This window comes from Mycetocola lacteus (assembly GCF_003667575.1).
In the GTDB taxonomy this organism is placed as follows: domain Bacteria; phylum Actinomycetota; class Actinomycetes; order Actinomycetales; family Microbacteriaceae; genus Mycetocola; species Mycetocola lacteus.
This window is the reverse complement of record NZ_RCUY01000011.1, coordinates 140,200-152,706: the sequence shown is the minus strand read 5'-3', so window position 1 is coordinate 152,706 and position 12,507 is coordinate 140,200. Positions and strand designations below refer to the sequence as shown.

Here is a 12,507-nt window from a genome sequence, read left to right as displayed (position 1 = left end):
CGCGGGCCCAAACTTGCCGTGCGAAACCTAGCCCTTGACCGCTCCACCCATGCCGGCGGACTTCAGGAACAGGCCCTGGAAGATGATGAACAGCACGATCGGCACCAGGGTCGAGATAGCCAGGGCTGCCAGGTAGGTGCCCAGGTCGATGGTCTGTTGCAGCTGCGGCAGACGCACCGAGAGCGGCTGCACCTCGGGGAGGGCGAGCACCAGTTTGGGCCAGAGGAAGTCCTTCCAGGCGGCAATCACCGCGAAGACCGAGACCACACCGATGATCGGCTTGGACAGCGGCAACACGATCTGCCAGAAGATACGGAACGATCCGGCACCCTCGGTGCGGGCGGCCTCGAAGATCTCCGGCGGGAGGTTTTCGAAGAAGCGCTTGACCAGCAGGATGTTGAAGGCGTTGGCGCCGGCGGGCAGCCACACCGCCCAGAACGTGTTCTGCAGCGAGATGCCCAGGAACGGAACATCGAGGATGGTCAGATACAGCGGCACCAGCAGCACCACCGAGGGCACAAACAGGGTGGCCAGCACCAGGGCGTTGAGGACCTTGGCGTAGGCGGGCTTGAGGATCGCCAGCACGTAACCGGCGGTCATCGTGACCACCAACTGCATGACCAGCACACCCAGGGCCACCCACACGGTGTTCATGAACTGGACGTCCAGACCGATCGTGGTCCACGCCTTGCTGACGTTGTCCCAGGCGAAGCCGTTGGGGAACAGCGCCATCGGGGTGCGCAGGGTGTCCTGGGTGGGGGTGATCGCGGCCTTGGCCAGCCAGAGGATCGGTCCCAGACCGCCGATGGCCAGCAGCACCAGGAGGGTGATCTGGATACCGTTGGCGGAGCGGCGAATTCCGCGCCGGCTCCACTCATTGGTCGAGATGATCCCGCGCTCATCCGAGGGCCCGGCAGCCGCGGGCTTCTTCTTTCCGAGGCGACGGCGACGGGTGGGGGCGGGAGCGGTGTCGAGCACCGCGTCGGCGGTTACCGCGACACCGGCGTCGCTACGGGTCGATGTGGTGGTCAATTCTTGCTCCAACCAGAGGTGAGACGGAAGTACACGAAGGACAGCAGGGCGAGGAACAGCGCGAGCATCACACTCAGCGCGGTTGCCGAACCGTAGTTACCACCGAGGCTGTTTTGGAAGCCGTACCGGTAGATGAGTTGGAGCAGGGTGACCGTGGAGTTGGCTGGTCCACCATCGGTAAACAGGAAGGGTTCCAGGAACACCTGCGCGGTGCCGATGATCTGCAGGATCAGGGTGATCAGCAGGACGCCGCGCAGCTGCGGCAGGGTCACGTGCCAGATCTTGCGCCAGATGCCCGCGCCGTCAATCTCGGCGGCATCGTAGAGTTCGGGGGCCACGCCTGTCAGCGCGGCGAGGTAGATGATGATGGTTCCACCGGCGGCGGCCCAGGTGGCCTCCAGCACGATCGAGGGCATCGCCATGGTGGCGTCCTGGATCCAGGGGAACGGGCCGAGGCCCACCCAGCCCAGCATGGTGTTGAACACACCGTTGGGGCCCGCATCGTAGAAGAACTTCCACAGCAGCACGGCAACCACCGGCGGGATCACCACGGGCAGATACGCGAGCACCGAGTACAGACCGCGCGCCCGGCGCACCTCGCTCATCAGCACGGCGGCGATCAGCGGAATCGGGTATCCGAAGATCAGGGCCAGCAGCGCAAACCAGCCGGTGTTTTGCAGGGCCACCCAGAACACCGGATCCTCCAGCACACGCTGGAAGTTCAGCAGTCCCACCCACTGCGGGTCGGCGATCAGGTTGGTCTTTTGGAAGCTCATCACGAATGCACGGATGATTGGGTAGAACGAGAACAGCCCAAAGATGATGATCATCGGGGCCGCAAAGAGGAGGTTGGAGAGCCCACCGCCACGCAACCAGGTGCGTGGATTCCGGGCGCGCCGACGCTTGGTCGGAGCGGGTTTGGTGAGGGTGGTCATGGTGGCGGCGGTGCCTTCCTGCACGAGGGAATAACGATGTGTGACCGCGGGGATGGACGGGCCATCCCCGCGGCCGGCGCGAGGGTTATGTCGCGGATGTGACGGGTGCTGCGGGGGAGGACCGGGGGTTAGCCGCGGTCCAGAACTGCCTGCGCGTCGGCGTTGGCCTGCTTGAGCAGGGCGTCGATGTCGGCGTTCTTATCGGTGAGCACGGCCTGGACCACCGGCGAGAGGATGCCGTAGATGTCCTGGGTGCTCTTGGTCGGCTCGATCACCAGCGGCTGGTCGAAGATCTTCGAGGTGAACGGTGCGACCTGGTCCTGGGGGACGTTGATGTAGTCCTTGATCCACTCGCGGGACTCATCCAGGGTGGCCTTGTCGAAGATCGGCAGGGCCGGGGTGCCGACGGCCTGGTTGGCGGCGGCAAGGGTCTTGGCATCGGTGATGGCCGCGTCCTTGTCCAGGTACTTCTGCAGGTAGTAGAAGTTGATCCACTTGACGGCGGCCTTCTTCTGAGCCTCGCTGGCCTTACCGTTGACCACCGAGAGGGTACCGCCGCCGAGCACGGCGCCGTCCTTGCCCTCAAGCGGCAGGGTGGTGATGCCGTAGTGGGCCGGGTCCATCTGGTTTTCGCGGATCAGCGCGGTGTAGAGGTCGCTTCCACCGGTAAACATGCCGATCTGGCCCGAGGCGAATGCCTTGTTGATGGTTCCCCAGTCATAGAGGAAGTTGGAGCCCATCGAGTTGTCCTCCCAGCGCAGGTCCTTGAGGAACTGCAGGGACTTCTTGGTGGCGTCGGTGTCGAGGGTCGCGGTGACCTTGTCACCCTTGATCTCCTCCATGCGTCCGCCGTGGGCGTAGGTAGCCACGGTGGTCTGCCATCCACCGGTGGCGCCCTGGGTCATCTGCATGTAACCGGCGGCACCGGTCTTCTCGGAGATGGTCTTGGCGGCCGCGCGGACCTCTTCCCAGGTTGTCGGCGGCTTGTCGGGGTCCAGGCCCGCCTGCTTGAACAGGTCGCGGTTGTACTGCAGACCGTTACCGTAGGCCTCGCGCGGGACGGCGAAGATGTGACCCTTGTCGTCGGTGCCGGCGGAGAGCACGTTCTGGTTGAACTTGTCGTAGAACGGCAGCGCCTTGACCTCTTCGGTGATGTCGGCGATCTGACCGTTTTCGATCAGGGTCTGACCGTCGGTGAAGGGGATGGTGTAGACGATCGGCAGGGTGCCACCGGCGAGCAGCGCGGGGAAGGTGTCGGCCTTCCACTCGTACTCGACCGGCTTGATCTTGATGTCCGGGTTGGCCTTTTCAAACTGCTTGACCTGCTCGTTGAACGCGTCAAACGCCGCCTGCTCGGTTCCGGGGATCAGGCTGACCACCGAGAGCTCAACCTTGCCGTCGGCGGATTCGCCGTCGCCCGGGTTGGCGCCGTTCGAGCAGGATGCCAGGAGGCCGATTGCTGCCAGTGCGGAGACCGTGAGGGTCAACGCTTTAATGGGTGACTTCATTGTCATTGCCTTTCGTTGTGATTAGTTGGTGCGGGAGGGGTGCTGCGTGAGCCGAAGCCACGCGGTGGTGTCGGCGGGCAGGAGACCGCCTTCGAGGGGGGAACTGGAAAGGAGGAGCTGTGCACGCTCGGGCAGCGCGAAGGGTTCACCGGAGAAATTGGTGACGCTGATGAATCCGTCGGCTCGGGCGAAGGCCAGCACCTCGGGGCCGAAGCCCGCGTGGTCGGCCGCGGTGAGCCAGCGGAAGGGGCCGTCTCCGAGCGCCGCATCGCGCTCACGGAACTCCAGCATCCGGCGGTACAGGTTCAGCATCGATCCGGGATCCTTGCGCTGAGCCTCAACCGTGTAGGTGTTCCAATCGGCCGGCTGGGACAGCCAGGTCGGCGCGGTGGAACCCTCGGGTTCGAAGCCGAACGGGGGCTCCTGACCGGACCAGGGCAGCGGCACACGGCAGCCATCGCGACCCGGGTCCACACCGTTCGAACGGTGGAACATCGGATCCTGACGCTCCTCATCGGGCAGGTCCTCAACCTCGGGCAGGCCGAGCTCGTCGCCCTGCCAGATGTAGAGGGAACCGGGCAGCGCGGCGGTCAGCAGCGCGGCGGCGCGGGCACGACGGGTACCCAGGGCCAGATCGGTGGGGATCCCGCGACGCTTCTTGAGGAACTCGAACGAGGAGTCCTCACGGCCGTAGCGAGTGACCACGCGGGTCACGTCGTGGTTGGAGAGCACCCAGGTGCAGGGGGCACCGATCGGGGCGTGAGCATCGCGCATCAGGTCGATCGAGGCACGCAGCTCCTCGGCCTTCCACTGCCGGGTCATGAAGTCGAAGTTGAATGCGGTGTGCATCTCATCGGGGCGCAGATACGCGGCAAAGCGTTCGGCGTCGGGCAGCCAGATCTCACCGATCAGCGCGCGGCCTCCCAGCGGTGCCCGGTCGCGGTACTCCTCGGCCACCCGGCGCCAGCCGCGGTAGATGGTGTGCAGCTCGTCGCGGTCGGTGTTGGGGTGCTCGCCGGGACCCGGGTTTTCGGGGATCTCGGGCAGGGCGGGGTCCTTCACCAGCAGGGCCGCCGAGTCGATCCGGATTCCCGCTACGCCGCGGTCGAACCAGAAGCGCAGGATGTCCTCGTGCTCCTGGACCACCTCGGGGTGGGACCAGTTGAGGTCGGGCTGCTCGGGATCAAACAGGTGCAGGTACCACTCGCCCGGGGTGCCGTCCTCATTGGTGAGGCGGGTCCAGGTGGGGCCGGCGAAGTTGTTGGGCCAGTGGGTGGGCGGCTGATCGCCGTTCTCGCCGAGTCCCGGGTGGAACCAGAAGCGGGCGCGCTCGGGGGAGCCGGGCTCCGCCGCCAGGGCCTGCTGGAACCAGCGGTGCGCGGCCGAGACGTGGTTGGGGACCACGTCCACGATCGTGCGGATGCCCAGGGCCAGTGCGTCCTGAATCAGTGCCTCGGCCTCGGCCAGGTCTCCGAATGCGGGGTCGATCCGGCGGTAGTCGGCCACGTCATAGCCGCCATCGGCCAGCGGGGACTCGTACCACGGGGTGTACCAGATCGCGTTGATGCCGAGTTCCTTGAGATAGGGCAGGCGCTGGCGGACTCCGCGGAGGTCGCCGGTGCCGTCGCCGTTACCGTCGGCAAACGAGCGGGGGTAGATCTGATAGATCGTGTCCCCGCGCCACCACGAGTTGGTGGAGGGGGTAAGAAGGGTGCCGAGCGCGTCGATGGACGCCTCGGGGGAGTCGACCGCGGCGGTCGTGTGGTGTTCAACGGTCCTGGACAAACCAGCGCCTCTGTTTCCTGTGCGTATTCCGTGGCGTCACTCGTGTACCGGTTGGGGCAGGAACCCGACCAACGCCGTTGTTGAAACCTAAATGTAAGGGAAGCGACAGAATCACGCAAGAAGGACACAGAACGTAAGAAATTTACAAAGATTTACTCTCTTTTGCGCGCGGAGCGGGTGCGCATCGGCGCGGTGGAGCCTCGTACCACCAGTTCGGGCTCAAACAGGAACTCGTCCCGGGTCGCCGAATCCTCGCCGATCTGCCGCAGCAGGAGCTCCACCACCATGCGTCCCATCGTCTCGATCGGCTGGCGGATCGTGGTCAGCGGGGGTTCAACCGCGTTCATCAGGGCGGAGTCGTCATAGCCCACTACCGAGACATCGGCGGGCACGCGGAGTCCTGCTCGGCGCACCGCACGGATAGCGCCGAGGGCCAGGAGGTCGCTCGCACAGACAAAAGCGGTGGCGTCGGTTTTCTGCAGCAGACGCGTCGCCGCAACCTGTCCGGCCTCGAGTGAGTAGAGCGAGTGGATGACCCGGCTGCCGGTGAAGTCCACATCGTTCGCGGCACCCCAGCGCAGTGCGGCCTGATACTTGCGCTGTGAGGGGACGTGGTCCTTGGGGCCCAGAATCAGGCCGATCTGGGTGTGTCCGAGCTGGTGCAGGTGGACCAGCGCCTGCTCCATCGCGACCGCATCATCGCAGGAAACCGTGGCGACATCCAGGCCCTCGGCCAGGGCGTTGACAAAGACAAACGGCAGGCCGAGCTCGGTCAGACGGTCGTAGTGTTCGTGGCTGGCGTCGGTCTCCGCGTAGGCGCCGCCGGAGAACACAACCCCGGAAACGCGCTGGGAGAGCAGCAGATCCACATAGTCGGCTTCGGAGATCCCGCCGGTGGTCTGCGTGCACAGCACCGGGGTGTAGCCGTTTTGGGCGAGCGCCCCGGAGACCACCTCGGCAAACGCGGGGAAGATCGGGTTCTGGAGTTCGGGCAGGACCAGGCCCACCAGGCGGGCGCGTTCCCCGCGCAGACTGGATGGCCGCTCATATCCCAGCACATCAAGGGCGGTGAGCACCGCGTTGCGGGTGGTCTCGGACACCCCCGGCTTTTCGTTGAGGACGCGACTGACGGTCGCCTCACTCACGCCTACCTTGCGGGCTACCTCAGCGAGTCTTCGTGACATGTCGCCACACTAGCAAGTTCTTGCAACAAAAAGTAAGCCTTTTGCGTAGATTCGCCGAAAGGGCACAAAATGGGCCGATTTTCGCATCAAATTGGTGTGAAAAAATTCCGAAAATCCCGCGTATGAAAGGCGAGTCGTGATCTACGGCACCCGAAGTTCCCTGATCGGTTCGCGCCTGCTGGCCAGGAGCGCGGGGATCAGCGCCGCGACGAGTGTGGTTGTCAGCGTCAGAATCCCCAGCGCTGCGATGAAGGATATCCCCGGGAGCGGCGCCCCCGATGCGATCAGGATCAGTACCGAGGCGAGTATGCCCACCACGATTCCGAGACACGCCACGATGCCTGTTTGCAGGAGAAGGAGCGCGATGATCAGTCCGCGGGTGGCCCCCAGCGCGCGGCGTCGACCAAAATCTTTGCGGCGCATGACTACCAATCCGAACAGGAGGATCGCCACGAGGGCACCCATCAGGGCGAGCATCGCTAGTACGAGCCCGCGGGAGAACGAACCGAGCTGGCCCTGTACAAGGGATCGAAGTTGGGCGAGTGCTTCGCTGGTTTGCACCGTGATCTTCGAGGGATCCTCGACTCCGAGCACCGAGACTATCGCCGAACTGACCGGCGCTACCAGCTCAGGTTGTGAGGCGAACACTACGACGATGTTCACCCGCTCCCCGTCCGAGGAGAGGGGCCGCGGAACCACGACGAGAGGCTCAAATCCCGCCAGATAGTCGGGAGGGGAGATTACCCCCGCCATGCCGAGGCTTTCTCCGGTGGTGAGTTTTACGGCACCGGCCACGTCGCTCAGACCGAGTTGATCCAGTGCGAGTGATGACGCATATGCGAGGTTCTCGGTCAACAGAGCATCCGTGGGGAAACCCAGATGTGTGGGATTATCACCGTAAAAATACCGGACGGGGACCCGTTCGCCGTCCGGAATTTCGGCATTGGTTGCGTCAACCGCGGACGAAAAGGCCCCGGCCCATTCGATGCCTGAGATCCCGCGAACCCGCTCCAGGACATCGCTGGTGAGACCCGAACCATCCTCGGCTCGGATGATGATTGAGCGTGTGCCCTCGGCATCAATTGAGCTCAGCACCTGCTGTTCCGCGCCGATTGTGCGGCCGGTGGTGAGCATCACCGACAGAATCATCCCGATCACCATGAGGAGGGTAATCGCGGTAGCAACGGGTTGCGATTTTGCCGACACATACGCCTCGCGTGCGACCAGCCCGATCATAGACGTAGCTCACGATCGCAGGCGGCGGCCACCTCGGGCGAGTGCGTGACGATGATGACGGCGGCCCCGTTCCGGGCGTGATCACGGAGGGCATCAACTACGAGCGTGGTGGTTGCGGGGTCGAGATTGCCGGTGGGTTCGTCGGCCAGCAGAATCTTGGGGTGCGCCAGCAGCGCGCGGCACAGCGCGATGCGTTGGGCCTGCCCACCCGAAACCTGTCCCGGTTTGCGTTTTGGCGGAATGTCCACCCCAAACCGTGTCAGCAGGTCAAGAGCGCGGGGCGTGACGGAGCGCCGAGACTGTCCCCGATACAGTGCGGTCTCGGTGACGTTGTCCAAAATCGATCGTGAGGGGTCAAGCGCCGCATCCTGAAACACAAATCCAAACCGCTCGGCACGCAGGTGCGCTAGCTGGGCGTCCGCGAGGCGCGTTACATCGTTACCGTCCACCAAGATGGATCCGGACCGGGGACGCAGCATCAGTCCCAGGAGATACAGCAGCGTGGATTTCCCACGCCCCGACGGTCCGGTCAGCGCGGTCACACTCCCGGCCTCGAACTGCGCCGACCAAGAGTCCAATACTCGGGTACCGGGCACGTATTCAAACACCACGTCTCGGACGTCAAGCGGTAACACACCGGGCGTCAATGTGCTCACTGACCCGACCGTTTCCCAGGGATGCGCACAAGAAATCCCTCATCGACTCCCTCGACCACGCTCATCCCCCGCGCGGAGGCGAGCACGGTGACGGCGACACGTTTGCCCGTCTCAAGCACCACCGCCGGGGAACCATCGGCCCCGGTGATCAGCGCCGCGGAGGGAATCACAAGACCCGACACCTTTTCAACCGTCACAATACGCGAGGGAAAGCGTGACTGCCCGTTCGCGGGGATCTGGCCGCACCCATCCCCACAGACCGATTCCCCGTTGTCCCCGAGTATCGCGACGGTTACCGTCGCGGATTCGGAGTCTCGTTCCTGAGCTCCGGTGATTCCCGTCCACATGCCACCATCGGGGCTGGTGATATTCACCGCGATCCCACCCGGTATTTGAGTCGACTGTGCTTCGGTTACGGGGATCGAAAACGTCGGTGCGGCGGGTAGCCCACTCAGCACTGCTTCACCACCGGTCAGGGTTGCGCCGCGGTAGACGAGCGCGGTGTCCAGCGACACTCGCGCAGGCAGAGCCGGAACAAAGATCAGGTCGGCTGCCGAAATGCTGCCGGTTTGTTCCAGTGAGTTGGACTTTTGCCAGGCCCGGATGGCGGCGATGGTACCGGAAGCCGCCGAACCGTCGATTGCCCCGCGGTAAAACTTCAGATCTGTAAGCATCTGCTGCAACTGGGCCACATCGGGTCCGGTGACCCCAGCCTCGATAGCGCGAAAGGCGGGAACCTCCCCGCGAGCAATGATGACAGGTCGGAGATTGACCGTATACAGTGCGGCACCCTGCCCCACCTCATCGCCCGAAGAGACGGTGATCCCCGTCACAACGCCCTCGGCGCGGTTGGTCCCTACCGGGATCGGCGGCCATTCCGCTACCGTGTTGAGACTCAACTCGGAGCCCACCTCACCCCGCAAAACCTTGACCGTTGTGAACTCCGTGGACGTTGGCGCGGCCTCGGTCGGGCGCAATACGGTGACCGCGCCCCAGGTGGTAGCCGCGCCGATGATCAGCGCGGCTACCACGGGGAGGATTAGAGATCGAATCTTCATGCTGGATCTTCGCCTGTGTTTCCGCTAATTAGCGCCAGTATGGACGCTCGAATGTGTAATCCCGCTACACAGCCAGGGATCTAGTGCTCCCAGAGATCCTGTGGGAAATCCGGGCACAGTCCGGAAACACGTTGAAACTCTTCCGCAGACGAGCCCCTGGCGATGCTCTCGAATGGGCTATACCCCGGCGCGGTCCCGTCAAACGATTCCTTAAACCGCGTGAGCGAGGGCAGATCGCTCACCGTGTGCCCCTCACCTTCAAGGCAGGGAAGGAGACGATCCCGGTAATAGTCATACAGATAGGCGATCTGAGAACCCGTCAGCGGCTGAGTGTAGCGCGGATCCAGCGGATACGTGGCCTGGCATGTGTACAGGGCCACCGCCTGAGCCTGGGCCTGCTCATCCGGTATCTCGTCGAACCGAATTCCACCGTCCGGATGCGCGCGAGCAGTGAATCCTGCATCCGTGAGGCATCGAGAAAACACCTCTGCGTATTCGTCAGGGGCGATGATTCGACTCACCCGGACCTCATCGGGAATCTCGGCATCGGGGAACTTTGCTTTCAGATTCGCGAGATTCGCTTGTATGTCTGCGTCCACTAGGCGCTGGGTGGAACCCTCAATGCCTGTTCCCGACGATGCCTGTTGTGCACCCTCCGATCCAATCGGTGAGTGGGCGGCGCATCCAGTGAGCAGAAGGAGGGCGCTGAGACCGGTAGCCAGTAGCCCGATCCGGCTCAAATTCGCGCTCCGGTCCCCGAGGATGCGGCATCGAGCTCGACACCTTCAGCCCGCGCGGTGTCGTGTGTGCTGAGAATCCCAGAGCTATACATTCGCTTCCCCCAAAGTTAGTGATCAAGAGTGTATTGGGGCGCAAACTCGGGTGTCAACCGCTAACCGGCAGTGTGTGGGCCGCCGGCGAGGATCGGGTCGTGATCAAGAACCGGGAGAGCCTCGGTGCGGACCACCGATTCCGGGGCTTGGGCGTAGACGGCCGCCGCGGCGAGGGTGCGCAGCAGCGGATCCTCCCGCTCGGCCAGCGCCAGGCCCACGAGCACACGGATAGCGGAGTCGGGCAGGTCGCAGCGCGCGAGTCCGCGCAGAGCCCACACGCGCAGATCCTCGTCGGGGTCGCGATTGGCCACGCCGGCCAGGATCTCGCCGATCAGGTTGCGGGCGGCATCCAGCTCCTCATCGAAGAGGCGGCCGGGTTCCTCCCCGTCGATTGCCGCGATCAGCGCCAGGGCGCGTGCGGCCTCGGTGCGCACGGCCGGATCCTCGGCGGTGTCCTCAACCAGGGTGATCAGAAAGTCGACCCGGTCGGAGTCGGCACCGGCTTCGCAGCCGCGCAGGAGTCTGGCGCGACGATCGGGGTCGGCGCTTCGGAAGGCATCGATCAGATCCACGGTGGCGGTCATGCCTCTATTGTGCGCGCTTGCGTCCGGAGATGCCAGGGCCTCGAGGAAAACGATCGGCCGGAGTGCCCAAAACGTAATCGCCGCCGGTGTGGAACCGACGGCGATTACGGAGGGGACGGCCACCCGGGAAACGCATCAGCGTTTCGCGGGATGAGGCCGAGATGAGGCCCGAGGGGTTAGGCGTTCAGACGCGCGATCCACGCCTCGACGTCATCCGCGGTGCGCGGGATGTGAGCCGAGAGGTTCTCGGCGCCGTCGGCGGTGACCAGGATGTCATCCTCGATCCGCACGCCGATGCCGCGGAACTCCTCGGGCACGGTCAGGTCGTCGTTCTGGAAGTACAGACCGGGCTCGATCGTGAAGATCATGCCCTCCTCGACGATGCCATCGTGATAGAAGTCCCGACGAGCCTGCGCGCAGTCGTGCACGTCGATGCCCAGGTGGTGGCTGGTGCCGTGCACCATGTACCGGCGGTGGTACTGGTTCTCGACCAGCAGCGACTCCTCGGCCGAAACCGGCAGCATGCCCCACTCTGCGGTCTTCTCGGCGATCACGCGCATGGCCTCGGCGTGGATCTCCTTGAACACGATGCCCGGACGCACGATCGCCAGGGCGGCATCGGCGGCCTCGCGCACGGCCTCGTAGACCTTGCGCTGCACGTCGGTGAAGGTGCCGTTGATCGGCAGGGTCCGGGTGATGTCCGCGGTGTACAGGCTCTCGACCTCGACGCCGGCATCCACCAGGATCAGCTCGCCCGGGGTGACCGCGCCGTCATTGCGGGTCCAGTGCAGGATGCACGCGTGGGATCCCGAGGCGGCGATCGTGTCATACCCGACGGTGTTGCCGTGCTCGCGGGCGTGGGCGTTGAAGACACCCTCGACCACGCGCTCGCCCCGCGGGGAGGCGATGATGCGGGGCAGCTCGGCGATGAAGGCGTCGAATCCACCGGCGGTGGCGTTCACGGCCGCGCGCATCTCGGCGATCTCGAAGGAGTCCTTAACCAGGCGCAGCTCGGAGACGAACCGGGTCAGGTCCTCGTCGTGGTCGATGCGCAGGTCCGAGTCGGTGGCCACAAACTCATCCAGGTGTGCGGTAGCCAGGTTCAGGTCGGCGGCGACCTGGGCGAGGGAGGGGCGCGGGCCGATCCAGAACTCGCCGATCGCGTGGTTGGCGTAGAACTCATCGGAGTCGCGGCCGGCGCGCTCGCGGAAGTACAGGGTGATCTCGTGACCCTCGCCCGCGGGCTCAAATACCAGCACGGCACTGGGCTCGGAGTCGGCACCCCAGCCGGTCAGGTGGGCAAAGGCCGAGTGGGCGCGGAACGGGTAGTCGGTGTCGTTGGAGCGCTGCTTGGGGTCGCCGGCCTCGATCACCACGCGGGCACCGGTAAACGCGGCGCTCACCTCGGCGCGGCGCTTCTCTGCAAACGCCGCCTGGACGCGCGCGGCAGGGAGCTCATCCGTGCGGTCGGCCCACTGGGAGCCGATGTAGTCCTGGAAGCGATCGGATCCGGGGGTGGTGGATCGGGCGTCCTTGGTCTCTTCGCTACTGGTAGTCATGCTTTACATTCTCGCACTGTTCGTGCCCCGGTTTAAAGCACCGGGCGTGTCCGTCCGCCTCCGCTCGCTCACCGCGGTGCCGGGGGTTGATCCTAGCGAGAACCTGCCTCGGGCACATGCACAACCCGTGAGTGGTG

The 12,507-nt window shown here is 64.7% G+C and carries 11 protein-coding genes; all 11 read right to left on the bottom strand.

Annotation, left to right across the window (positions count from 1 at the left end; all coding sequences use genetic code 11):
- Window positions 1-27: 27 nt before the first annotated feature.
- Entirely contained in the window at window positions 28-1,032 is a 1,005-nt protein-coding gene (locus D9V34_RS12950) for a carbohydrate ABC transporter permease (RefSeq protein WP_030148523.1), read from the bottom strand.
- A complete protein-coding gene (locus D9V34_RS12945) occupies window positions 1,029-1,967 on the bottom strand; it encodes a carbohydrate ABC transporter permease (RefSeq protein ID WP_030148524.1) in 939 nt (312 codons plus the stop codon). Before D9V34_RS12945 ends, D9V34_RS12950 begins: the two co-directional genes overlap by 4 nt.
- A 128-nt stretch (window positions 1,968-2,095) precedes the next feature.
- The gene (locus D9V34_RS12940; protein ID WP_121687031.1) at window positions 2,096-3,475 is read right to left on the bottom strand and encodes an ABC transporter substrate-binding protein; all 1,380 of its coding nucleotides are present in this window, start codon (window positions 3,473-3,475) and stop codon (window positions 2,096-2,098) included.
- A 21-nt stretch (window positions 3,476-3,496) separates the two neighbouring features.
- Window positions 3,497-5,203, bottom strand: a complete 1,707-nt coding sequence (locus D9V34_RS12935; protein WP_183091803.1) for a glycoside hydrolase family 13 protein — start codon at window positions 5,201-5,203, stop codon at window positions 3,497-3,499.
- 209 nt (window positions 5,204-5,412) lie between these two features.
- Window positions 5,413-6,444: a LacI family DNA-binding transcriptional regulator gene (locus D9V34_RS12930; protein WP_121687029.1), complete on the bottom strand. Its 1,032-nt coding sequence runs from the start codon at window positions 6,442-6,444 to the stop codon at window positions 5,413-5,415.
- 141 nt (window positions 6,445-6,585) lie between these two features.
- Entirely contained in the window at window positions 6,586-7,680 is a 1,095-nt protein-coding gene (locus tag D9V34_RS12925) for an ABC transporter permease (RefSeq protein WP_121687028.1), read from the bottom strand.
- Window positions 7,677-8,336, bottom strand: a complete 660-nt coding sequence (locus tag D9V34_RS12920; RefSeq protein ID WP_245991789.1) for an ABC transporter ATP-binding protein — start codon at window positions 8,334-8,336, stop codon at window positions 7,677-7,679. Before D9V34_RS12920 ends, D9V34_RS12925 begins: the two co-directional genes overlap by 4 nt.
- Entirely contained in the window at window positions 8,333-9,394 is a 1,062-nt protein-coding gene (locus D9V34_RS12915; RefSeq protein WP_121687026.1) for a peptidoglycan-binding domain-containing protein, read from the bottom strand. Before D9V34_RS12915 ends, D9V34_RS12920 begins: the two co-directional genes overlap by 4 nt.
- Before the next feature lie 80 nt (window positions 9,395-9,474).
- Entirely contained in the window at window positions 9,475-9,993 is a 519-nt protein-coding gene (locus tag D9V34_RS12910) for a hypothetical protein (protein WP_121687025.1), read from the bottom strand.
- Window positions 9,994-10,286: 293 nt separating this feature from the next.
- The gene (locus tag D9V34_RS12905) at window positions 10,287-10,811 is read right to left on the bottom strand and encodes a HEAT repeat domain-containing protein (RefSeq protein ID WP_121687024.1); all 525 of its coding nucleotides are present in this window, start codon (window positions 10,809-10,811) and stop codon (window positions 10,287-10,289) included.
- A 176-nt stretch (window positions 10,812-10,987) separates the two neighbouring features.
- On the bottom strand, window positions 10,988-12,370 hold the full coding sequence (locus D9V34_RS12900) for an aminopeptidase P family protein (protein WP_121687023.1): 1,383 nt from the start codon (window positions 12,368-12,370) through the stop codon (window positions 10,988-10,990).
- Between the last annotated feature and the right edge of the window lie 137 nt (window positions 12,371-12,507).

Coding starts and splice junctions, on each gene's coding strand:
- D9V34_RS12940 (WP_121687031.1), bottom strand. CDS start 3,475: ATGAAGTCACCCATTAAAGCGTTGACCCTCACGGTCTCCGCACTGGCA.
- D9V34_RS12900 (WP_121687023.1), bottom strand. CDS start 12,370: ATGACTACCAGTAGCGAAGAGACCAAGGACGCCCGATCCACCACCCCC.
- D9V34_RS12925 (WP_121687028.1), bottom strand. CDS start 7,680: ATGATCGGGCTGGTCGCACGCGAGGCGTATGTGTCGGCAAAATCGCAA.
- D9V34_RS12930 (WP_121687029.1), bottom strand. CDS start 6,444: ATGTCACGAAGACTCGCTGAGGTAGCCCGCAAGGTAGGCGTGAGTGAG.
- D9V34_RS12915 (WP_121687026.1), bottom strand. CDS start 9,394: ATGAAGATTCGATCTCTAATCCTCCCCGTGGTAGCCGCGCTGATCATC.
- D9V34_RS12905 (WP_121687024.1), bottom strand. CDS start 10,811: ATGACCGCCACCGTGGATCTGATCGATGCCTTCCGAAGCGCCGACCCC.
- D9V34_RS12945 (WP_030148524.1), bottom strand. CDS start 1,967: ATGACCACCCTCACCAAACCCGCTCCGACCAAGCGTCGGCGCGCCCGG.